19 protein-coding genes are annotated in these 22292 nt (G+C 47.5%); 12 read left to right on the top strand and 7 right to left on the bottom strand.

Annotated features, from left to right (window positions below; translation table 11 throughout):
- Positions 1 to 41: 41 nt before the first annotated feature.
- The 5 genes from B2M23_RS02930 to B2M23_RS02910 all read right to left on the bottom strand — a co-directional run bounded on the left by B2M23_RS02930 (position 42) and on the right by B2M23_RS02910 (position 7663).
- The gene (locus B2M23_RS02930) at positions 42 to 1655 is read right to left on the bottom strand and encodes a BCCT family transporter (RefSeq protein WP_038353278.1); all 1614 of its coding nucleotides are present in this window, start codon (positions 1653 to 1655) and stop codon (positions 42 to 44) included.
- Between the two features lie 163 nt (positions 1656 to 1818).
- Positions 1819 to 3438, bottom strand: coding sequence for a BCCT family transporter (locus B2M23_RS02925; protein ID WP_038353277.1), 1620 nt, complete (start codon positions 3436 to 3438; stop codon positions 1819 to 1821).
- A 166-nt stretch (positions 3439 to 3604) separates the two neighbouring features.
- A complete protein-coding gene (locus B2M23_RS02920) occupies positions 3605 to 4885 on the bottom strand; it encodes an MFS transporter (protein WP_227208189.1) in 1281 nt (426 codons plus the stop codon).
- 102 nt (positions 4886 to 4987) lie between these two features.
- A complete protein-coding gene (locus tag B2M23_RS02915; protein ID WP_038353275.1) occupies positions 4988 to 6397 on the bottom strand; it encodes a trimethylamine methyltransferase family protein in 1410 nt (469 codons plus the stop codon).
- A gap of 366 nt (positions 6398 to 6763) precedes the next feature.
- The gene (locus tag B2M23_RS02910) at positions 6764 to 7663 is read right to left on the bottom strand and encodes a DMT family transporter (protein ID WP_038353274.1); all 900 of its coding nucleotides are present in this window, start codon (positions 7661 to 7663) and stop codon (positions 6764 to 6766) included.
- 177 nt (positions 7664 to 7840) lie between these two features.
- Here B2M23_RS02910 and rd point away from each other — a divergent pair, with 177 nt between their 5' ends.
- The 6 genes from rd (at position 7841) to trxA (ending at position 14053) form a co-directional block, all read left to right on the top strand.
- Positions 7841 to 8002: a rubredoxin gene (gene rd, locus B2M23_RS02905; RefSeq protein ID WP_013382779.1), complete on the top strand. Its 162-nt coding sequence runs from the start codon at positions 7841 to 7843 to the stop codon at positions 8000 to 8002.
- A gap of 128 nt (positions 8003 to 8130) precedes the next feature.
- A complete protein-coding gene (locus tag B2M23_RS02900) occupies positions 8131 to 8643 on the top strand; it encodes a hypothetical protein (RefSeq protein WP_038353273.1) in 513 nt (170 codons plus the stop codon).
- Between the two features lie 145 nt (positions 8644 to 8788).
- Entirely contained in the window at positions 8789 to 9952 is a 1164-nt protein-coding gene (locus B2M23_RS02895) for an exonuclease SbcCD subunit D (protein WP_038353272.1), read from the top strand.
- The gene (locus tag B2M23_RS02890; protein WP_038353271.1) at positions 9949 to 13119 is read left to right on the top strand and encodes an AAA family ATPase; all 3171 of its coding nucleotides are present in this window, start codon (positions 9949 to 9951) and stop codon (positions 13117 to 13119) included. Before B2M23_RS02895 ends, B2M23_RS02890 begins: the two co-directional genes overlap by 4 nt.
- A gap of 41 nt (positions 13120 to 13160) precedes the next feature.
- Positions 13161 to 13718, top strand: coding sequence for a flavodoxin family protein (locus tag B2M23_RS02885; protein WP_038353270.1), 558 nt, complete (start codon positions 13161 to 13163; stop codon positions 13716 to 13718).
- A gap of 11 nt (positions 13719 to 13729) precedes the next feature.
- The gene (gene trxA, locus B2M23_RS02880; protein WP_038353269.1) at positions 13730 to 14053 is read left to right on the top strand and encodes a thioredoxin; all 324 of its coding nucleotides are present in this window, start codon (positions 13730 to 13732) and stop codon (positions 14051 to 14053) included.
- A gap of 58 nt (positions 14054 to 14111) precedes the next feature.
- Here the strand turns inward: trxA and nagA are convergent, their stop codons facing one another.
- The gene (gene nagA, locus B2M23_RS02875) at positions 14112 to 15224 is read right to left on the bottom strand and encodes an N-acetylglucosamine-6-phosphate deacetylase (protein WP_038353268.1); all 1113 of its coding nucleotides are present in this window, start codon (positions 15222 to 15224) and stop codon (positions 14112 to 14114) included.
- 562 nt (positions 15225 to 15786) lie between these two features.
- On the opposite strand from nagA, the gene B2M23_RS02870 reads away from it, so the two are divergent.
- From B2M23_RS02870 to rlmD, 5 genes are all read left to right on the top strand, one after another.
- Positions 15787 to 16794: an ABC transporter substrate-binding protein gene (locus B2M23_RS02870; RefSeq protein ID WP_038353267.1), complete on the top strand. Its 1008-nt coding sequence runs from the start codon at positions 15787 to 15789 to the stop codon at positions 16792 to 16794.
- A gap of 101 nt (positions 16795 to 16895) precedes the next feature.
- Positions 16896 to 17789 (top strand): ABC transporter permease, encoded by an 894-nt coding sequence (locus B2M23_RS02865; RefSeq protein ID WP_038353266.1) that lies wholly within the window; start codon positions 16896 to 16898, stop codon positions 17787 to 17789.
- The gene (locus B2M23_RS02860) at positions 17779 to 18576 is read left to right on the top strand and encodes an ABC transporter ATP-binding protein (RefSeq protein WP_038353265.1); all 798 of its coding nucleotides are present in this window, start codon (positions 17779 to 17781) and stop codon (positions 18574 to 18576) included. The genes B2M23_RS02865 and B2M23_RS02860 overlap by 11 nt, the downstream gene beginning before the upstream one ends.
- Positions 18577 to 18675: 99 nt before the next feature.
- Positions 18676 to 19272, top strand: a complete 597-nt coding sequence (locus B2M23_RS02855) for a GNAT family N-acetyltransferase (protein WP_038353264.1) — start codon at positions 18676 to 18678, stop codon at positions 19270 to 19272.
- A gap of 154 nt (positions 19273 to 19426) precedes the next feature.
- On the top strand, positions 19427 to 20791 hold the full coding sequence (gene rlmD / locus B2M23_RS02850; protein WP_038353263.1) for a 23S rRNA (uracil(1939)-C(5))-methyltransferase RlmD: 1365 nt from the start codon (positions 19427 to 19429) through the stop codon (positions 20789 to 20791).
- Between the two features lie 431 nt (positions 20792 to 21222).
- On the opposite strand, the gene B2M23_RS02845 is transcribed toward rlmD, so the two are convergent.
- Positions 21223 to 21606 carry a helix-turn-helix domain-containing protein gene (locus B2M23_RS02845; RefSeq protein WP_038353262.1) on the bottom strand — a complete coding sequence of 128 codons (384 nt, stop codon included), beginning with the start codon at positions 21604 to 21606 and terminating at the stop codon, positions 21223 to 21225.
- Between the two features lie 261 nt (positions 21607 to 21867).
- Between B2M23_RS02845 and B2M23_RS02840 the strand changes: the two genes are divergently transcribed.
- A complete protein-coding gene (locus tag B2M23_RS02840; RefSeq protein WP_052237365.1) occupies positions 21868 to 22170 on the top strand; it encodes a helix-turn-helix domain-containing protein in 303 nt (100 codons plus the stop codon).
- The last annotated feature ends 122 nt before the right edge of the window (positions 22171 to 22292 follow it).

Raw genomic sequence — 22292 nt, 5'->3', positions numbered from 1 at the left:
TGCTGTACTATGATTTTAATCAACGGACAGCAGTCCCTTTTTTATTCGGTCAGAGTTTCCTCTTCTTTTGGTTTTTTACCCTTTTCGGGTAAGGTAAAATCGCCGGGTTCAAAATCTGGTGTGGGGTCTTTTTCCTTTTCGATAATCTGCGCCCGTGTCAGGCTGCCAAAGTCTTTTTTCATCCATTTATACAGAGATACAACACAGAGGATGAGTGTTACAGACACCGGGAGCGCTGATATAATAATGGCCGATTTCAGAGAATCCAGCGGCGCCTTAGCAAACATCAGGCACAGTGGAATTGCGGAGATGACAATGGCCCAGAACAGTTTGAGATGGTTCGGTGGGATTTCGTCATCCTTGATGTTTTTGATAGAAGCCGCAGACAAAGTAAAGACAGCGGAATCCAGAGTCGTGATGAGCAGCATGGTGCCAGTGAGGAACCAGACAAGCAAGACGATCTTACCGAGCGGCAAGGCCGCGATAACCGTTGAAATAACCTGTTCCGGACTCTGGGTCTGGAGGATTTCAACAAAGTTAAAGGAACCGGTAAGCTGAAGCTGGAGTCCGTAGTTGGATAATACACCAAAGAACAAAAGCGTGCTGAGCATGCCTGCGCCGGTGATACACAGAATAACCTCTTTGATGGTGCGCCCTTTGGAGATTTTGGCAATGAAGATCCACATCCAAGGCGCCAGCGTAATCCACCAGGCCCAGTAAAAGACTGTCCAGTCCGCTGTAAAACCGGTCTTGACGATGGGCTCGGTTTCAGTGATCATGGGCACAAAGTTGGTGAGCATCATGCCAAAGCTCTTGATGGTATTTTCCAGCTGGAATTGAGGCCCGCCGAAAATAAAGACATAAGCCAGTAAAAAGAAACACAGGTAAATGGTGGAGTCTGAACAGAATTTCATTCCTTTGTCGAGCCCTGCGTAGGAACTGGCAGTAAAGAATATGGTGACCGCAATCACCATAACGACCTGCATGATAAAGTTATCGGGTGTGCCGAGACTGGTGTGCAGGTTGTTGACCAGCATTGGAACCCCTGTTCCGAAGGTTAAAATAATACCTGAAACGATTCCAAAAATAAAAATAATATTGATGATTTTATTCCAGATTGGCCGGCCGCCGGTAACACCTTCACAGCCGTTTGCCAAGGAGAGGCCCTCCTGTCTGCGGACATAAAAACGGTAGGCAAGAGGAATGGTGCCGATGGCATAGATTCCCCAGGCGGGAACGCCCCAGTGGAAAAAGTTGTAGGATACAGCGACCTGCGCGGCAGCAATACTTTCAGGTGTAATGCCCTCAGGCGGCGTAATGTAGTAATAGACCCATTCGAGAACGGCCCAGTACAAAAGCGCAGCACCCATCGTCGCGCAGAAGATCATGGCGATCCAGCTGAAGGTTTTGTACTCCGGTTTATCTTTGCCAAGTTTGATATTCCCAAATTTGGAAAAAGCCACGGCAAAGTTAAAGACGAAGATACCGATGGTGATTACAATAAAGTAAACGCCCATCTTGGTTGTAATGAAAATTCGAATATTATTCAGAATTTCCGTCGCTGCTGTAGGCATCAGTATAATATATACACTGAAGACAGCAACCAGTGCCAGAGTGATAATGATTGCCCATTTGTCAATTTTATATTTTTTCATGGGTTATACCTCCTTTGATATGCAAAGATAAGCTAGCTAGGAAAATCTTTACATTCGCAAGGTATTATTATTTTACTATATTTTTGGCGTTTTGTCCAATGATCCTTCATTAAAGTTACTAATAAAGCCTGGATGCTGTAAAAACATCCAGGCTTTATGAAAATCACTCGTGTTCATTCAAAGCATCGATCACACTTGCTTTTTCACATGAACTCGGGGAGAGCGGTTCTTTTTCAGGGAAGTCAGGAACCGTTTCCTTTTCCTTGCGGGTGATTTCATCCCTTGTCATATCGCCGTAATCCTGCTTCAGCCATTTGAAAATGGAAATGATACAGAAAATCAGCGTGATGGAAACCGGAAGCGCCGTAATGATAATGGTCGATTTAAGCGAATCCAGCGGAGCCTTGGCGAACATCAGGCACAGCGGAATCGCAGCGATGATGACAGCCCAGAAAAGCTTCAGACTCTTAGGCGGGATTTCATCGGTTTTCAGGTTGGTGACTGAGGCTGCCGCCAGTGTAAACACAGCGGAGTCCAATGTGGTGACCAGCAGCATCAGGCCGACGATGAACCAGACAAAGAGCACGATTTTGCCGAGCGGCAAGGCCATAATGGCCGATGAGATGACCTGTTCAGGACTCTGGTTCTGCAGAATTGAGACAAAGTCAAACTGTCCGGTCAGCTGTAAATTCAAGCCGTAGTTTGAAAGAATACCAAAGAACAGCACCGTGCTGATGAGACCGGCCAGGGATATGGTAAGCACGACCTGCTTGATGGTGCGGCCCTTGGAGATTTTTGCGATAAAAATCCACATCCAAGGCGCCAGTGTAATCCACCAGGCCCAGTAAAAGACCGTCCAGTCCGCAGTAAATCCGGTTTTGACAATGGGTTCTGTCTCAAAGATCATCGGAACAAAGTTATTGATCATGAGCCCGAGACTTTTAATGGTATTTTCAATCTGGAATAAAGGATTCCCGAAGATGAATACAAAAGCCAGAAGGATAAAAAAGAGGTATGTTGTAGAATCTGAACAGAACTTCATTCCCTTGTCAAGACCCGCATATGAGCTGAGCGTAAAGATAAAAGTGACGACCACCACCATGATTACCTGCATAATGAAGGTATCAGGCGTCCCAACGCTGTTGTGCAGATTGTTGACCAGCATTGGAATCCCTGTTCCAAAGCTGATGATAATGCCGGATACAATACCAAAAATAAAAACGATATTGATGATTTTATTCCAGACAGGCTTTCCGCCTGTAACCCCTTCACAGCCGCCGGCCAGAGAAAGGCCGTCTTTCTGGCGGATGTAGTAGCGGTAAGCAATGGGAATGGTGCCAATGGCATATATCCCCCAGGCGGGAATACCCCAGTGGAAAAAACTGTAGGATACGGCAACCTCCGCGGCGGCCATACTCTGCGGGTCCAGCCCCATCGGCGGACCAGTATAGTAATAAACCCATTCCAATGTGGCCCAGTACAGAATACTGGTGCCCATGGTGGCACAAAAGATCATGGCAATCCAGCTAAAGGTTTTGTAGTTTGGATCGCCCTTGCCGAGTTTGATATTTCCATATTTAGAGAAGGCAAGGCTGATGTTTACAGCAAAAATGCCAATGGTAATCAAAACAAAGTAAAAACCCATTTTGGATGTTGTAAAAACGCGCAGGTTATTGAGCGTTGAAGTTGCCTGTTCCGGCAGGAGTACAATGTAGATACTGAGTGCCAGCACGATGACCAGCGTAATAATAATAGCCCATTTGTCGATTTTAAATTTTTTCATAAGTCCGCCCCCTTCTGTCTTTCACAATCACACACTTATATTCGTAAGATAATTGTATCTTACTACGATTTGATGGTTTAGTCCAATGATTTAACGGATAAATTATGGTAAACAGGCTATTTTATATTTTTGGGGGAAGGCAATGCCCTCCCCGCTCATGTGTTTACTATTTATTTTCAGGTTGAATATTCTTTTTCTTAACATAGATGCGAACAGCCACAGAGCAGAGTACTGCAATGACAGAAGCCGCAATCAAGAAGCAGCCAAAACTCATCTGATAGCCAAGCATACCTGGATGCTGATCCAGCCAGTTACCAGTGATAACCGGTACAAACATATCAGGAATAAAGGCGATAACCGACAGGATACCCGTAGCGGCGCCGAAGATAGTGGTTGGCACAGCGGATTCGGTAAACTGGGAGGAGGCAACGCCGTAAGCGCCGGTCAGGAAGAAACCAATGGCCAGAATTAAAACAATGGCGATCATTAAAAGCGCAGCCGTTGTCGGTAGGAAAATCAGAATGGCTGAGCAGATAGCAGTTAAGGCCATAATCAGAATTAATACCTTGGCCGGCGAATTGATTTTTGTAGCAATGCTGCCAATGATCGGCGCAGAAAGCAAAGCGATCCCGTAAGTACGGATCATGCCGACGGTTGAGGTAATGCCCATGGAAGCGCCGAAAACATCCGTCAGGTATGGTGTCGTGTAGGCCATTGCGGCGTAGGCGCAGTAGACAAAGAACATGGACGCAGTGGTCAGCCAAACGCCAGGATGCTTGATGGCCTCTTTAAATTCATTGAGGTTAAAACCCTGTCCATCTTTGATTTCATCGTCAAATTTTGGAACAAAGAGCAAGGTGGCGATACCAAAAATAACATTTAAAATAGCGCTGACAATTAAGACAACCACAAAACCAGCCGCAGAATCGGATACGAAAGCGTTAAAAATCTGCTGTGAGACGAAGCCCAGAAGCAGACCGCCGACGCCGTAGATCCCGTAGCTCAGGCCAATATTTCGAGAATAGGTGGTGTCATCGCTGACCAGACGGATCAGTTTATAACGGATACCCCAGAAAATAAGGGTACTGGTAACACCGAGAAGGCCAAAAATAATCATGATGCTGGTGTAAGACGGAAGCGTCGCAAACCAGCAGATAACGGCAGCGGTAGTGAAAAAACCAATCGAAGCGAGGTATTTTGCCCGGATTTTGTCTGCGATAATCCCACCCGGAAGATAGCAGATCGTGGCGACCAGGCCATAGATACCACCGGTAGCGCCGAGCTGGGCATTGTTAATGTTCAGGCTGGTCATCATGGTGTCGTAAAATGAAAAACGGAAGTAAATAATCTGAAAAAGAACGGCAGAACCGAAGCTGACCAGGAACACAATCAGCATTGTCCTGAATTTGCTTAAGTTATCCTTGTTGGTAACACTGTTATTCATCATAGGTCTCCTCTCTCCTTGATAAAAAATTAGTGCAAAATAAGTTCTGGTATTGCCGAATCCCTATTTTGCACTAATGAAATGGGTTAGTTATTGTTAAGGAATTTAGAACATGAATTCTTCAGGAATCAAGTCTGCAATCAGTTTTTCCTGGAATGCTTCAAGTTTGGTCGGTAGTTCGTAGTTGGCTACGCGGTCTTTCCATGCCTGACGAGCCAGTTCCTGTACAGTTGGACTGCCGGCAGCTTCCCAGTTGCCGATGGATTGGCGGTTGTACAGTGGCGGCAGGAAATAGTCTGCCTTGTACAGTTTGTTGGTACGGGCGATGTAGTTTGTTTTATGTTCAACTTTTTCCATTTTGTCCATCAGGAGTGTCTGGTCATTGATGGTGGTTCCCTTTAAGAGATGTTTGACAATACGGGCAGTCTGTTCGTCGAGCATATATTTTTCATAGCCTAAAGCGCCGTAGGAATCTAAGATGCCGCCGAGCATGTATAACTGTTCAGGTTCTACCATATAGCCGGATAAGCAGATCAGCATGGATTCAGCGCCGCTCTGATAGTCATCCTGTTTGGCGTCCGCGAGACAGCCGTTGGCGCGGCAGGGCAGTCCGTAGAAGTCTGCCAGTTCACGCATGGTACAGAAGGACTGGAAGGTTTCCGGTCCGCCGCATACGCACAGAGAGTATCTTAAGTCACATTCAAGAGAGCTTAACTGGTAGATAACCGGTGCGCCCGGCTGAACAAGCTGAGATAACACAAGGCCGGCCAGCAGTTCGGTGTTGTTCTGAACAGTGGTGGAAGCCAGGGTCGGTGGGGAAGTCATACCGGCTAAGCCAACGCCTGTGATAACCAGGGCCTGGCCCATTCTGGCGTAGGTGATGATGGTATCACACATTTCCTTGTTCCATGCAAATGGAGCGGAGTTGGTGGCCAGCGTAATGGTCTGGCAATGTTCGTGATCGTCATTGAAGTCCTGAACCAGCTTGATGAATTTTTCACAGCGTTCTTTTGTACCGTTGTGACCGCCGATTAATTTATCGGAGTATTTCAAGTTTGCCAGGGTGGTCCATTCGGTATGGATCTTTGTCGGAATATCGTTTGGTACGACGATGTCCGCGTCGATCAGGTGCATGATGTCGCTGTCCTGATGAATTTTAATGAAGTTGATATAATCTTCTGCGTTGGCCTTGCGGTATTCGCCGTTATCCAGAACATTGACTGGACCCAGTGAAGACTGAACCATCATTTCCTGCCCAACGCCTGTTGTGAATTTCATACCTCTTGAATACATATCAAAGGTCTTTGGAACCAGAGCCACACATTTTTCAACCAGGTCTTTGTCGATATAAACGATCTTGCCGTCTACTTTACAGCCTGCTTTTGCTAAAATATCACGAGCTTCTTCGTTATCAAATAAAATCCCCTTATTTGCGAGCAGATATAAGCTTTTGTCGTGAATGAGTTCAATGTCCTCTTTGCGAGTGAATAAATTGGAATAAAAGTTACGTGTCATAATCATTACCCTCCATGATCATTATGTGTTTTTTCTTATGCCTTTATATAACGCAAGTCCCGTGCCAAAAAATCAAAAGTAAAGGAATGGCTAGAATCAGCCGTTTTTTGTAAAAATATATTTTAAAGGATTTCAAAGATGAAATATGACGATTTTTATCCTTGTTTTCAGATTTCTATTTTAAAATTTTTGATATTTTACGAAAAATAAAAACAAGTCTATTTTGAAGGAAATGGTTTACTCATATATAATAAGGAAGGATAGAGACATTTACAGGCGCTGAAAAGCAAAATAAAAGCCGGAAAACGCAACGAGCTCTCCGGCAGAAGAAAAAATCTATCGTTAAGTATAAATTCAAAAATGAAATCAGCCTTCAGGTTCGATTTCATTTTCAGAATTGCCCGCAGGTTTTTCCGGCAGAGCGGTCAGACAGACCGACGCAATAACCAGGGCCGCGCCGAGCAGCTGAAGCGCTGTGAATGTCTCGCCGAGCACGATAGCGCTGAAGATAATGGTGACAACCGGTACAAAATTGACGAGGATGGTCACTGTAAGAATGGGAATGCTCTTCAGAGCATACATGTAGGTGAGGTTGGCTGTGGCGGAGACCAGTACAGCCAAAAACAGGAAATTGATGATGATCTCTCCGGTAAAAAGGCTGAAATCCGGCGGGAAGGCGAGGGAGAGAGGCAGTGTAACCCCCGCGATGCAGGCCGAGAGGTAGGTGGTGATATCCAGCCCTGTATAACGGCTGTAAAGGGGTTTAGCCTGATAATTATATAAAAGCCAGCCGAGGCCCGATAAAATCATGGCGCCGCATCCCCAGGGGTTGATCTCAATTTCAGAAAGCCCCACAATCATGACAACGCCCACTACGGAAAAGGCCACGGCGCCTGCCTTTATGAGAGTAAATCGCTGCTTTAAAATTACCGTGTCAATGAGCATACAAAAAATTGGAACAAGGCTCAATAATATGGAGGCCATGGAGGCTCCGGTCAGGTCTACACCCACAGCCTCAAACACATAATAGCCGGTAAAGCCGATAAGCCCTGCGAGTAAAACGCGGGGAAGATCCTTTTTCAGAAGCCGCTGCTCGGGTTCGAGCTTTCGCTTGACCAGAAACAGAATAATCGCCGCGATGGCAAAGCGTCCGAAAATTAAAGCGTATACCGAAAAAGCCTGAAGACAGATTTTTGTACTGATAAAAGAAATGCCCCAAAAAACCAGGGTGTAAGAAATAGCCAGATAGGGTTTTATTTTTTGCATAAGCGCCTCCGATGACAAGTGTCGAAAACTATTATACCTTAAAATCCCGAAATGTTTAAGTTTCCATTGAAAAATAGCGAAAATTTCGTTATAATTGCGGTAACGGAGTTTAAAATCAAATTCTCCGGGGTATATACAAGATAAATAAATTCTAGACCTTCGAAGGAGGAGAAAAAAATGCAAAAATATGTATGTGATATCTGTGGTTATGTTTATGATCCCGCTGTAGGTGATCCTGATAATGGTGTAGCTCCTGGAACAGCTTTCGCTGATCTGCCGGAAGATTGGGTTTGCCCGGAATGCGGCGTCAGCAAAGATGAATTTTCACCGGAAGCTTAATTAAGGCTTTTGAATAAGTCCCTGGATTGCCGGGGATTTTTTATTTTTTGCGGTTTCCGGCGGCCTTGCAAAACTTCCCTAAATCGGGTATGATAATTGAAAAGAATCGATTATCAAGGGAGATTATTATGGCAGTTAAAGCAAGAGAAGAGGTCCGCAGCCGTGAGTTCAGCGCCATTGGAATGATACTCATCGGGCTGTTTGTCGTGGCCTATGTATTTATTTATAACCGCTCCATCAGCCAGATGGATGACTACGCTTTAAAAACAGGGATCGGTATCGCGGCTCTGATCGTGATGATTGTAGTGTTTGTCGTGATTCTCAGGTTCATTACCACCGGGTTCTTTATGCTGCTGACGCATCAGAGCCTGAACATTGAGCGGAAAATCTTTTTCTGGCGCAAGGAAATTGCAGATATTCCGGTCAAGGCAATGTTTGATGTGGTACCGGAAGAAGCTTTTAAGGGGATTAACGGCAAGGTTAAGAATTATACCGTTGCCCGGATTGAAAATAAGGCTAAATATGTGGTGCTCTACCGCGAGGGCGGCCAGGTATGCGGCGCCAAAATTCAATGCTCCTCCAAATTTCACAAGGCATTGAAAAGCGTGGTCAGCCAGAACAAAAACGCCAAAAAAGTTTAAGGGGCAATTAAGCAAAAAGCAGTATGATAATGAAGTAAACAAGTTACCCTCTTTCAAAATTTTTACAAACCAGCCGGAGTATTCTTACTCCGGCTTTTGTGTTTTTTGCCTGAATCCGCTATACTTGACATAAAGGAGAACGATCATGAAAATACTACACACCTCAGACTGGCATATTGGCCGGACACTCAATGAAAAAAGCCTGCTGGAGGATCAGGAGGCGCTGCTCACACAGCTGCTCGCCTGGCTTGACCGGGAGCGGCCAGACATCCTTCTGGTTGCAGGCGACATCTATGACCGGTCAGTCCCTTCTAAAGAGGCGCTGGGGCTGGTGGACACAGTGCTCTCTGAAATTATTCTCAGGCTGGGAATACCGGTTCTGCTCATCGGCGGCAACCACGACGGTCGTGAGCGGCTGGCCATGAACGGCGGTATCCTTGAAAAGCAGGGGCTTCATATCGCGGGCAATTATCTGCCCGGGCAGGAGCCTGTGACACTAAGCGATGAGTGGGGCGAGGTCTGTTTTTGGACAGTGCCTTTTATCAAGCCGGTGGAATACCGGAGCCTGATGAAGCTTGAAAAAACCATGGGCTATGATGAGATGTACCGGGAGATTACCGCTGAAATTACAGGGCGTATGGATACATCCAAACGTAACGTCATGGTCTCTCACGGATTGATTTTAGGCAATATGGCGGATATTCAGACCATTGACGATTCGGTCAGGCCCATTGAGATCGGCGGCATTGAGTACGCTTGCGCCGAGACCTTTGAAGCCTTTGATTACGTGGCTCTGGGGCATCTGCACAGGCCGCAGAAGGTACTGTGGGATAAGGTGCGCTACTCAGGGTCTCTGCTGAAATATTCCTTTTCGGAATGGAACCAGAAAAAATCCGTGACACTGGTGGAGCTTGGTGAAAAGGGTACGCTGAACCTGGAGCCGGCAAGCTTTAAGCCGCTGCGTGACCTGCGTGTCATCCACGGAAGGCTTGAAGAACTGACCGCCCTTGAAGCCTACGAGACCGAAGGCCGGGAAGATTACCTGAAGGTGATTCTGGAGGATCAGGAGCGGTTGGTAAACCCGATGGACAAGCTCCGCAGGGTTTACCCGAATGTGCTGGAAATGGCCTATGAAAAGCGGGAGAAAACCGAGGCTCAGAAAAGCAGCCGGCGTATCAAGGAGCGGATACAGGACCCGCTGAAGCTGTTCGAGGATTTTTACACTTTTGTCAACGGCGAGGCCATGCAGGCGGACGAGCAGGCAGTGATCACGGAGCTGCTTGAGACCACCATGGAGGAAGAAAGATGAAACCCATTGCCCTTTACATGCACCATTTTGGCCCTTTTATGGAAGAGCAGATTGATTTTACAAGGCTGGACAAGGAGCTTTTTTTGATTACCGGCCCCACCGGCAGTGGGAAAACCACCATTTTTGACGGGCTGTGTTATGCGCTGTACGGCGAGGGCAGCAACACTTTCCGGCAGTCAAGAGAAATGAAAAGCCAGTTTGGCGACCCGCTGGAAATGATGTGGGTGGACTTCACCTTTGAGCTGCGGGAAAAGACCTACCGGATCAGGCGAATCCCTGAGCAGGATCGGAAAAAAGAGCGCGGACAGGGCATTGCCCGGCAAAAGCACGAGGCGGCGCTGTACGAGATAACGGGCGGTGAGGAAAAACTAATTTCCGCCTCAGTGGCTGAGGTGGGAGAAAAGATCCAGGAAATCCTCGGCATCAATGCCAACCAGTTCCGTCAGATTGTCATGCTGCCCCAGGGCGAGTTCAGCCGTCTTCTGAAAGCGAAGGAAGAGGAGCGGGTTGAGCTCTTGAAAAGTATTTTTCGGATGGATTTGTACAATAACCTTAAGGATAAGGTGGCCTCAGGCCTGCGGGAAATCCGGGGGCGCCACAATGACTTAAGTGTTGAGATGGAGACAGAGCGCCAGCATATTAAATGCAGCGGAAACTCAGTTCTGGCGGACACTCTGGCACAGAATGATAAAACCATGGATTACGTGCTGGATTTAACCCGGAAAGAAATCGAGGCTGACACGGCTAAAATCAGGGCTCTGGCAGAACAGGAGAAAGAGGCTGTCCAGTCACTGGAGCAGCTGCGCATCACTCTGGTTGCCGGCGAGCAGATTAACAGCCGGTTTGAACAGCTGGAGAATCAGAAGAAACGCCTGAAGGCGCTGGAGGATGAGCAGGCTGTTATCCGGGAAAGAGAAAAGGCCCTGGCCCTTTCAAAGAAGGCACTGTCGGTCAAACCCTATGAGGAAGCCTGGAACCGGGCCTACCGCAAGAAGGAAGGGGCTGCGGCAGAGCTTGAAATGATTAAAGAGCGGCTGGAGGATTGCCAGAAAGACCTTGAAAAATCAAAAGCAGAATATGAGGCAGTCAGTGCACCCGAATACAGCGCGGTTGTTGAGCAGCTTCAGGAAAAGCTCGACATTGAAAAGAGGCTGTCCGAAAGCCTGCGTGCCTTTGAGGAAAAGCATACCGGATTACAAGAACGAAGCGGGGAGCTGGCACAGCTCGAGGAAAAAGGGAAACGCCAGCAGGAAGACAGTGAGTCCTTAAAAAAGCTGGAGCATGAGAGCTACACGCTGGATAAGGAAATATTCGAGCTGGAAAAAGCTTTTCAGCGAAGCGGCCACGAGCTTGAAAATCTGACAAGCCGGCAGAAGCGGGTGGAGGAGGCGCTGGAAATTTACAGTGTCATCGAAAACCGTGAGCGCCGGATTACAGTCCTGAGAAAGGAATGGAAGGAAAACCAGAACCGCATCAAGGCACAGGAGGCCGTTTATCAGGCTTTAATTGAGAAGCAGCGGCAGCAAACCGCCGCGGGACTGGCCGCAGGGCTTGAGGAGGGACAGCCCTGTCCGGTGTGCGGCAGCGTCCATCATCCCCAGAAGGCCGAGTCCCGGGAGTCTGTCGATGCGTCGGCCCTCGCAGAGACGACAGAGGCTTTGAATACACTCAAAATTAAAAGCGGCTCCCTGAAGAATGAAGGTACCCTGCAGCGAAAAGAAATCGAGACACGCCAGAAAGAGCTCTCAGGCCGCCTTGCGGAAATGATGGATACCGTGGATAATGTGCTTCCAGATAAAGCGGAAGTGACCATGCTGCAAAAGCATCTGGAGGAGAGCTTTGAGGTTCTGCACGCCAGGTGTCAGAATGCTGAGAAGGAGCTCAAGGCCAGGCAGAAGGAAAAAGGCGGTCTGGAATCTGTGGCAAAGAAACTGAAAACGCAGCTGGAAAGCTACGGGGCATTGGAGGGACAGCTGAGGGAAGCCCGGGAAGAAACTGGGCTGCTGCGCGGGCAGCTCTCCCAGATGGAGGAACAGATAACCAATCTGGCGGAGGCTTTAAGATTTCCGCCCGAAATAGAAAACCCAAAGGCGTTTTTAAAAAAAGTTGAAAGCTTTGAGCGCAATACCAGCGCGTTAATCGCTGAAAAGAAGGGGTATAAAGATAACATTCAGGAGAATCACCAGAAGCTGCTGCAGGAGGAAGCCGTACAGACAGCTAACTTCAAAAATGGCAGTCAGGCTTTGGAAAAGGCAGCCGAGGAAGAAATCAAGCTGAATGAAGACTACAGGGGAGCCCTCAGAGATGCGGGGCTTACACCGGAAATCTATGCGGGCTGCCATAACATGAGTGATGAAGCGATCCAGGCAATGGAAGCCGGGCTGGAGCAGTACCGGTTTAACCTCAAAAGCACTGCCGAAAGGGTGCAGGAGCTTGAGGACGGGCTCAGGGATAAGAAACCCGTTGAGCTTACGCGTTACCGTGAAGACCAGCAGGCACTGGAAGCGCAGATCGAAGGCTGCCGCCGGGATATAACGATTCTGAATGAAAAGATCGCCCAGAACCGTCAGCAGATCGGGAAAATAGAGGGTTTGGTACAGGAACTGAAAGAGGTCGAGCGCCTTCAGGGAGTTTATACCCATCTGGACCAGACCATCAAAGGCACTCTGGCCGGAAAACCAAAGATCAGCTTTGAGCGGTATATCCTGTCTGCATATTTGCAGGATATTCTGGAAAGCGCCAATGTTTTTCTCGAAAGAATGTCCTCAGGACGTTACCGTCTGGAGGTCATGGGTGACTTCAGGCAATCCGGCAACCGCGGCCTTGAAATCGAGGTGGTTGACGCCTATACCGGGCTGCGCCGCAGCGCGAACACCCTGTCGGGCGGGGAAACCTTTATGGCGGCACTGTCCATGGCCCTCGGACTTTCAGATATTGTCCAGTCCTACGCAGGCGGCATCTCACTGGATACTATTTTTATTGATGAAGGTTTTGCCACCCTGGACCCAGAGGCCCTTGATAATGCCATCAGCTGTCTGCTGGCCATCAAAAATGACGGCCGTACAGTGGGCATTATCTCTCATGTCGAAGAGCTCAAGGACCGGATTGATACCAAAATTATTGTGGAAAAAACCGAAACGGGAAGTCATATTGACATTTCCTGTTAAAGGGTTTAGGATAGAGTTACCAACAGGACGAGGAGAAAAGAATGAAGATTACCGCGATTATGGGAAGCCATCGGAATAATGGCCACACCAATAAAATACTGAATTATTTTCTGGAACAGATCCGGGAGAATAACGAGCTTCGCCTCATCAATGTAAACAAGGTGCACGTGGAGCACTGCAAGGGCTGTGATTACTGCATTCCCCATCAGGGAGAGTGCGTGATCAAAGACGATGATATGACATGGATCTATGACGATTTTATGGACTGTGATCTGCTGGTCATTGCGAGCCCTGTGTACTTTACCGCCTTTCCTTCCAAGCTGAAAACCGTTATTGACAGGACCCAGATGATCTATAATCTGGAAGATCATTCCCATATTCCGAATAAGAAAATCATTTTTATCGGAGTGGGCGGCGCCCCGGCCTACGGACACCAGTTCAAGGGCATGGAGTACACGCTGGAATGGTATTTGAAAAATCTGAACGCCGTACCCATGGGCTTTGTGGAGATTTCCCACACCGATGAGACGCCGGCACTTGAAAATAAAAAAGCTGTCGCAGAGCTGGATGCGCTGGCACAGCAGATTAAAAATTTATAGGAGGCATTAAAATGGCAAAGAAAGTAAATTCAAGCGAGTTTAAGAGCGAAGTTTTAGAGCATAAAGGCGTTGTCCTGGTCGACTTTTTCGCGACCTGGTGCGGCCCCTGTAAGGCTTTAACACCCATTGTAGATAAGCTGTCTGAGGAAATGAGCGGCAAAGTGAAGATCGTCAAGGTTGATATTGACGAAAACAGCGCCCTGGCCACAGAATACCGCGTCATGAGTGTCCCGACCATGAAGCTGTTCAAGGACGGTGAGGTTGTGGAAACCCTGGTTGGTCTGAGACCAGAGTCCGAGCTCAGAGATAAACTGAATTACTATTCAGCGGAATAAAGTAAAAAAACAGAGGCCCCGGTCAAGGCTGCCAAGGACAGTCTTGACCGGGGCTTTTTCATACCATGGATTTTCCCTTAACAAAAACCTTCACAACATTCAGGCTTTTATCAAGCAACACCACATTGGCGAGCTTGCCAGGCTCCAGGCTGCCCAGACGGTCGGACTCACCGATGACGTGCGCCGGATTGACAGCCGCCGCCTGGACCGCTTCTGCCAGAGGAATACCAAAGGCCACGGCGTTTCTCAGACAGTCCATGAGATTGATGACTGAGCCCGCCAAAGTGCCGTCCGCAAGGGTTGCCCGGTTTCCGCGGACATGTACAGCCTGTCCGCCGAGAGTATAGTCGCCGTCGCCTAGTCCTGTGGCCCGCATGCTGTCGCTGATGAGAACAATGCGTTCGGCGGAGAAAAGCCTGAAAGCTGCCCGGACCATAGCCGGAGCGACGTGAACACCATCGCAGATGAGTTCAACCGTAACGCCGGGATGGTCAAAGGCCGCGCCGACGAGGCCTGGCTCCCGGTGGTTAAAGAGCTGCATGGCGTTAAACAGATGTGTTACATGGGAAGCGCCCAGCTCAAAGGCTTTGGAGGCTGTCTCGAAACCGGCCTCGGTGTGGCCGAGTGAGATGATGGTTTCATCTTTCAGGGCAGTGATAAACTCAGAAGCGCCGGGAAGTTCAGGCGCCAGGGTGACCAGCTTGATACGGCCGCCTGAAATGGCGTTCAGCCGGCGGAACATCGGGATATCTGGCGGCATAAGATAACAGGCGTTTTGTGCGCCTTTCTTTTTTTCGGCGAGAAAAGGCCCTTCCAGATTGACGCCCAAAAGCATGGCGCCAGTTTCCTGCGTCCGGCGGGCGGCGTTTTCGAAAATGCCGGACAGCCTTTTCTCAGAAAAGGTCATGGAGGCAGGGACAAAGCCTGTCACGCCGCTGTGGGCCTGATAAGCCACTATGGACTTAAGGGTATCCGCCGCGGCGTCACAGAAATCATGCCCCATACAGCCGTGGAGGTGGATATCGGTGAGCCCGGGAATGGCGTAGAGGCCGGAGGCGTCCATTTCAGCCGGATCAGCAGTCCGGCTGCCGATACAGAGTCCGTCAAAAATAAGGTCTTTTTTTAAAAAGCGGTGGTCTGGCGTGTAGACCCATGCATTTCGAATAATCATTTTAACTTCTGCCTTTCTGTTTTTATTATAGAGGCAAGTGAAGTGAAGCGCAAGCCTTTGAGCTGGGATGTTTATTATTGTTCCGGGAGGGTAAAAAATTTAAAGCTTGACAAAAGACGCAGGCAAGCTTATAATACGAAACATAATAAAAAATAAACCTGTGATTAAGAGTAAGTAAACAGGCATGTCATCTGGATAGAGAGCCGCGGACGGTGGAAAAGCGGTGAGGTGCGGTCCGTTGAATGGGCTTATGAGGGCAGAGCAAAAGGACAGTGGTCCGAGTATCTCTGACGGGATCTCCACCCGTTATAAAGGGAGCGTGTATGTTAGTATACGGACTTAAGTGGGCGATTTATCGTCAATTTGGGTGGTACCGCAGGCTTATGGAGCTTGTCCCTTGTGTAAGGGGCAGGCTTTTTTTGATGTTTTGTCCAAATTCCATGGGAATTTGGCAGTGAGTAAGGAGTTGATGCCATATGGTTGGCTGGTGGAAAATCAATATAAAATACGGTAAAGATAAAAAACGGAAAAAAGAGAATTAAAACAGAAAGAGGAAAATGAAATGAATAAATTATTTAAAAAAGTAATGGTTGGTGTGGTAAGTATTGCGATGGTAGCAGGCTTTACAGCAGGATGCAGCAGTAACGGCGGCAGCGCGTCAGACGACGGCAAGGTCACCGTTGGGGTCATCCAGTACGCCACACACCCGTCCCTTGATAATTGCTATGAGGGCTTTAAGCAGGGCCTGGAAGCAGGCGGCTTTAAGGAAGGCGAGAACCTCACCATCGAGTTCCAGAATGCTCAGGGTGACGTCGCCAATGCCGACATGGCCGCGAAGAATATGGTGTCTAAAAAGTATAACCTGATCGCCGGTATCGCCACACCAGCAGCAATGTCTGCCTATGCTGCAACAAAGGGCGGCGATATTCCAGTGGTCTTTACCGCAGTATCGGATCCGGTATCTGCCAAGATCGTCCAGTCCATGGAAAAACCAGGCGACAACTGCACTGGTACAGCCGATGTACTGCCTCTGGAAGCCCAGATTAAAATGATCCGCTCTTTCCTGCCAGACGCCAAGAAAATCGGTATCCTGTACACCACCAGCGAGCCGAACTCCGTATCGCATTTGGAAAAATTCAAACAGATTGCCCCGAACTACGGTTTTGAGGTAGAGGCTGTGGGCGTGACCAACGCTTCAGAGGTTGCTGCGGCTGCACAGACACTGGTATCAAAGGGTGTCAACTGTATTAACAACTTTACCGATAACAATGTTGTCGATAATCTGAGCACTGTGTTAAAAGCGGCTAACGACGCGAAAATCCCGGTTTTTGGCTCAGAGGAAGAACAGGTTAAAAACGGCTGTCTGGCTTCTCAGAGCATCGACTATGTCGCTCTTGGAAAACAGACCGGGGAAATGGCCGCTAAAATCTTAAAGGGTGAAGAAAAAGCTTCTGATATGGCAGTTCAGGAAGTGACTGAAAGCTCACCGGTTTATAACAAAGAAGTGCTGGAAACCCTCGGCTTAACACTGCCACAGGATTTAAGCACAGCGACCGCTGTTTCCAAATAAGGAAGAATAAAATCAGGTTTACAGATAAAATCAGGCAGAGGCGCCCTGGCGGCAGCCTCTGTTTTGTACGTTTTATTTAATCAACGAAAGGACTATATTAAATGGATATTATAGGTGGCTTGGTAATCAATGTCCTCGAGGAAGGCTTTATCTACGGGATTATGGCCGTCGGGGTGTACATTACCTATTCAGTTCTGGATTTTCCCGACCTTTCAGTCGACGGAACCTTCCCGATGGGGATGTGTCTCACCGCCATGCTGATTACCGCCGGGGTCAATCCGTGGCTCGCGTGTGTCGCGGCCTTTGTTGTGGGAGCGGCGGCTGGCTGTATTACGGGTTTTCTTCATGTGAAGCTCGGCATCACTGACCTGCTCTCCGGGATTCTTGTGATGACGGGGCTTTACAGTATCAACCTGGCCCTGACCGGCGGCAGCGCAGTGCTGCCCTTTTACAATATGCCGACCATTTTCAACACCGGGCTGGCAGCCGTTCTGCCCTCAGGCTACGGTCTTGTCATCATGGTGGCAGTGATCTGTATTGTGGTCAAGCTGCTCATTGATCTGTATTTAAAAACCCAGTCCGGAATGCTGCTCCGGGCGTCCGGGGATAACCCTCAGTATGTTGTCTCACAGGGACGCGATCCCGGAAAGATGAAAATCATCGGTCTGGCCATCGGTAACGGCTGCACTGCCCTGTCCGGCTGTATTCTGGCACAGCAGACCGAATCCGCCAATGTGGCTGTGGGGACAGGGATGGTCGTTATGGCGCTGGCATCAGTCATCATTGGGATGAACCTGTTCAAGCGGATATCCTTTGTAAAACCGACCCTTGCAGTGATCTTCGGAGCCATCATCTACAAGGCTTGCCTGGCCATTGCCATGCAGATCGGTCTGCCGACCAACTACCTCAAGCTGCTCATGGCCATCATCTTTACCATCGCTCTGGTAGGCGGCAAGCTTTTCCCGGAAAGGAGAAAGAAAAACCATGCAGAATAATGAACCTCTTGTCCGTATGGAACATATTTACAAAACCTTCAATCCGGATTCTGTCAACGAAGTGGTATTGTTTGAGGATTTTAATCTGAACATTAAAAAAGGCCGCTTTGTCTCCGTCATCGGGAGCAACGGCTCTGGAAAAACGACCATTTTAAACCTGCTCTGCGGCAGCCTGCCTGTGGATCAGGGAAAGATTTATGTCGGCGGCAAGGATATTACCGGGCTTAAGGAATACCAGCACTCCGCCTTTATCGGCCGTGTGTTTCAGGACCCGTCCCTTGGTACCTGCCCCAGCATGACTATCCTTGAAAATATGGCGCTGGCAGACCGGAAGGGCAAGCCCTATGGACTGGGCATTGGCGTTAATAAAAAGCGCATTGATTTTTATAAAAGCCAGCTGGAGCTTTTAAAGCTGGGGCTGGAGGATAAAATTGATCTGCAGGTCGGCAGCCTGTCCGGCGGTCAGCGTCAGGCGCTGGCGCTGCTCATCTCCACCATGACGCCCATTGACCTGCTGATTCTGGACGAGCACACTGCCGCCCTTGATCCAAAGTCCAGCGAGAACGTCATGGAGCTCACCGAAAAGCTGGTGCGCGAAAAACATCTGACCACCCTTATGGTGACGCATAACCTCAAGTTTGCCATCAACTACGGCGACCGGCTGGTCATGATGCACCGCGGTAACATCGTGATTGATAAATCCGACGATATGAAGGACGCCCTGATAGTCAGAGACCTGACCGATAAATTTAATGAAATCAGTATTGAGGATGGCAATTCGTTATAAAAAGAAAGGGATCTGCGAAAGCAGGTCTTTTTTTAATCGGTCTGATTTTTCTTTAAGCGAAGAGGGGTATAATCATTGTATTAACACCGGGAGGAAATTATGAAGAAGGATTATAAAATTACTAAACTCAACACACTGGAGTCCGGCTTCCGGCAGCAGGCTGTCCGTCTGTTCGTCGAGGGCTTTTACGATATGATCAAGTCCATTTCAGCCGATAAGGATGTGCTGTTTCAGCTTTTTGAGCCAGCGCTGCGAAATGATATGGCCTATGTCTGTCTTGAAGGCGAAAAGGTTGTGGGCCTGCTGGCTTACTCCGACAATAAACGCCGTGCCTTTGATATGGAAAGAAGCGGGGTGTCCCGGGTGTTTGGGTCTGTAAAAAGCCGAGTCATCAAGACACAGCTTATGTTTATCATTGGAAAGCCCGCTGTGAAAAGGGACGACGAGGGCTACATTGATTTTCTGGCCACCGACCCGGCCTGCAGAGGACAGGGCATTGCCACAAAAATGATCAATTATGTGGCTGAAAATGCCGGAATTGCCAGCCTGAGCCTGGATGTGATCGGCGACAATGGAAATGCCATACGCCTGTACCACCATCTGGGCTTTAAGACCACAGAAATACAGGACAACCTGCTGCTGCGCATAGCCGGCATCCGTAAGCTGCTGATTATGAAAAAAGAGTTATACGAATAAAAAACCCGGAGGATACATTGGTATTCTCCGTTTTTTTTATCTTAACACCATATCCTCTGTTTTGTCTGTCTTAATACAGCCGCGGCGTTTCTTTTTTTACCCAAAGATGATACAATAAATTATCAATATATTTAAACACGAGAAAGAGGAACCAATGAAAAAAGGCGATATTATCGATATTAGAATAGAAGGCATTGAATTTCCGGGGAAATCCTGGGGAATGGTGGAGGAAGAGAGCGGCGCAAAAAAGGTTGTGATTAAAAACGGTATTCCTGGACAGCTCATCAAAACCCGAATTACCAAAAAACGCAGTAAAAAAATCGTAGGGCAGCCCCTGGAAATTCTGGAGGTCTCCCCCTTGGAAATTCCAGCAGAATGCCCGGCCTTTGGCAAATGCGGCGGCTGTACCTACCAGAGCCTGCCCTACGAAAAACAGCTTGAGCTAAAGGCCGATTACGTTTTAAACCTGCTGGGTAAAGCTGGAACCGACGGCTTCGAGTTTGGAGGGATTATCCCCAGCCCGGAGGTGTTTGAGTACCGTAATAAAATGGAATACTCCTTTGGCGACGACGTGAAGGACGGCCCCTTGCTTTTGGGCATGCACGAGCGCGGCAGCTTTTACAACATTGTCAAAACCGACTGCTGCCGCCTGACCGATGAGGATTTTAACATTATCCAGAGAGCTGTCCTCCGTTATTTTGAAGGAAAGAGCGTGACCTATTTTCACAAACGCAGCCACGAGGGTTTCCTGCGCCATCTGGTTATCCGGAAAGGCAAGCAGACCGGAGAAATCCTCGTCAATCTGGTCACCACCTCCCAGGCAGAACTGGACAGCGAGGATTTTACCGAACTGTTCCTGAAGCTTGAGTTGTCCGGCGAAATTAAGGGTATCCTCCACACCATCAACGATGGAGTGGCCGATGTGGTGAAAAAAGATGACCTGCATATCCTGTACGGCGAGGACTGTATCCACGATAAAATCCTCGGCCTGGAATTTGAAATCTCGACCTTCTCTTTTTTCCAGACCAATACACTGGGCGCAGAAAAGCTGTACTCCGTTGTCCGCGATTACGTTGGAGACCGCCAGGATAAGACCATCTTTGACCTGTACTGCGGCACCGGCACCATCGCCCAGATCCTGGCCCCGGTGGCGAAAAAAGTCATCGGTATCGAGCTCATCGAGGAAGCCGTCGAAGCCGCCAGGATCAACGCCGAAGCCAACGGCCTGCACAACTGCGCGTTTATCGCCGGCGACGTCATGGAAAAGGTAGCCGAGCTGCCCGACAATCCTGATATCATCATCCTCGACCCCCCGAGAGACGGTATCCACCCAAAAGCGATTTTTAAAATTATCGACTTCAAACCCGATACCTTTATCTATGTGTCCTGCAAAGCCACCTCCCTGGCGAGGGACCTGCCTTTTTTTAAGGAAGCGGGGTATGCGGTGGAGAAGGTCTGTTGTGTGGATATGTTTCCGCATGGGGGGCATGTAGAGACAGTGGTTAAACTTTCCAGGTAAATAGTGTTTTTAGCTGTATATATTAATAAAAAATGGGCCTGAGCCCACTGTTTATCCACCCAAATTTAACGGGTGGACAAAAGGGAGGACTCAGGCCCGCAGCTTAGTAAATCCTTTTTTCTCCAAATTTATTAAACATAGGCGCTTTTAATATTAATTCCCAAGCACTGCGCATAAACACGCCTTACCCTAATAGGAAAAGGTTTTTATTCACCGATAACCAGCCGCAGATTCATTCAAATGGATAGTCCATGTAAATCACGCCTGTCCCAATTCGAGAAAGCCAGATAGGCTGAAACGCGATCAGCTTGACGTCCGTATATTGATGAACTGAAAAAGATTGTATCCATGAAAACAGAGTTCATGCTTCTGAACGCTTTTTGTGTTTTTTATAAGCCCCTCGACAGCTTCTTTTTGGCGGCACATTACCACTACCTATATTTTTTAGGGATGTAATTTTTATTTAAAGCCTTTATAATTCTTTCCTGCTGTTCTATTTCCTGGAGCAGCAGTTCTATTGTCGCTGGATTCATAGCTTCGCCATCAAACAGCAAGTCTGTTTCGTTCATGAGTTGCTTTTTCATTTTATCCATTATTTTTGCGATGTCTTTTTCGTTTGATGAATGATCTCTGCCTAACAAATAATCAATAGAAACGTTAAAATAATCGGCAACTTTAACCAAATTTTCTGTGTTGGGTGCGCTTTTGTTCCATTTATAAATGGTTCCGCGTCCAATCCCCAAATTTTCTTCTAAAAAGCCAACGCTTATACCATTTTCTTTACTGAGTTTTTGGATTCTTTCTAATACATTCACAATTTCAATCTCCTTTTTGAATTAAATCTAAAAATATGAAAAAAATCAAAAAGAATATATTGACAATTAGAGTTAAATCGAATATAATGAAAATAAAGCTGAAGTAAATCAAATAATCTTTTTGATTAAGAGCTATTTTTAGATAATACTCTAATTATTTGTGTGGTTTAGTTGAATCTATAATAGATTATTTTCAGCAATCTGTCAAGGGAATGTTTAGATTTATTTCGAAAATATTAAATTGAGAGGAAAAATGTTCTGTTGATTTATAAAAAAATAAACGAGCTGTCTGTTCAAAAAGGGATTTCGGTAAAAGCGTTGGAGAAAAAGCTGCATTTTGGCAATGGTACGATTTCCCGGTGGAAAACCGCAGAGCCCGGGGCAGATAAGCTAAGAAAAGTGGCAAATTACCTGGGTGTGAGCGTGGACTACTTATTATCGAATAACCCAACAGAGTTATCACCAACAGCTTATCTCGTTGCAAAATACTATGACCAATTGGATGAAAAACAGAAAGAAATCGTCAATGTTGTTTTGAATGGATTTGAAGATCACTCCGAATAAAATGAAGACCGATGTGGAGATGGAAAAGAGAAAATAAAAGAGATAGCATTTTAAATTTTGCTGATTTTATATAAAATTCAACATCTTTTTAATATTATTTGGAGTAAATATAAGTATTTATC

Origin of the sequence: Eubacterium limosum (assembly GCF_000807675.2) — a bacterium.
Classification (GTDB): Bacteria; Bacillota; Clostridia; order Eubacteriales; family Eubacteriaceae; genus Eubacterium; species Eubacterium limosum.
Note: the sequence above shows the minus strand (reverse complement) of the source record. Positions and strands in the feature narration are given on the sequence as shown.

Bases quoted from the DNA above. Each gene is read 5' to 3' on its own strand.
- B2M23_RS02860 (WP_038353265.1), top strand. From the start codon at position 17,779: ATGCAGAATAATGAACCTCTTGTCCGTATGGAACATATTTACAAAACC.
- nagA (WP_038353268.1), bottom strand. From the start codon at position 15,224: ATGATTATTCGAAATGCATGGGTCTACACGCCAGACCACCGCTTTTTA.
- B2M23_RS02910 (WP_038353274.1), bottom strand. From the start codon at position 7,663: ATGCAAAAAATAAAACCCTATCTGGCTATTTCTTACACCCTGGTTTTT.
- B2M23_RS02885 (WP_038353270.1), top strand. From the start codon at position 13,161: ATGAAGATTACCGCGATTATGGGAAGCCATCGGAATAATGGCCACACC.
- rlmD (WP_038353263.1), top strand. From the start codon at position 19,427: ATGAAAAAAGGCGATATTATCGATATTAGAATAGAAGGCATTGAATTT.
- B2M23_RS02870 (WP_038353267.1), top strand. From the start codon at position 15,787: ATGAATAAATTATTTAAAAAAGTAATGGTTGGTGTGGTAAGTATTGCG.
- B2M23_RS02890 (WP_038353271.1), top strand. From the start codon at position 9,949: ATGAAACCCATTGCCCTTTACATGCACCATTTTGGCCCTTTTATGGAA.
- B2M23_RS02865 (WP_038353266.1), top strand. From the start codon at position 16,896: ATGGATATTATAGGTGGCTTGGTAATCAATGTCCTCGAGGAAGGCTTT.
- B2M23_RS02900 (WP_038353273.1), top strand. From the start codon at position 8,131: ATGGCAGTTAAAGCAAGAGAAGAGGTCCGCAGCCGTGAGTTCAGCGCC.
- rd (WP_013382779.1), top strand. From the start codon at position 7,841: ATGCAAAAATATGTATGTGATATCTGTGGTTATGTTTATGATCCCGCT.
- B2M23_RS02920 (WP_227208189.1), bottom strand. From the start codon at position 4,885: ATGATGAATAACAGTGTTACCAACAAGGATAACTTAAGCAAATTCAGG.
- trxA (WP_038353269.1), top strand. From the start codon at position 13,730: ATGGCAAAGAAAGTAAATTCAAGCGAGTTTAAGAGCGAAGTTTTAGAG.
- B2M23_RS02915 (WP_038353275.1), bottom strand. From the start codon at position 6,397: ATGACACGTAACTTTTATTCCAATTTATTCACTCGCAAAGAGGACATT.
- B2M23_RS02925 (WP_038353277.1), bottom strand. From the start codon at position 3,438: ATGAAAAAATTTAAAATCGACAAATGGGCTATTATTATTACGCTGGTC.
- B2M23_RS02930 (WP_038353278.1), bottom strand. From the start codon at position 1,655: ATGAAAAAATATAAAATTGACAAATGGGCAATCATTATCACTCTGGCA.
- B2M23_RS02895 (WP_038353272.1), top strand. From the start codon at position 8,789: ATGAAAATACTACACACCTCAGACTGGCATATTGGCCGGACACTCAAT.
- B2M23_RS02855 (WP_038353264.1), top strand. From the start codon at position 18,676: ATGAAGAAGGATTATAAAATTACTAAACTCAACACACTGGAGTCCGGC.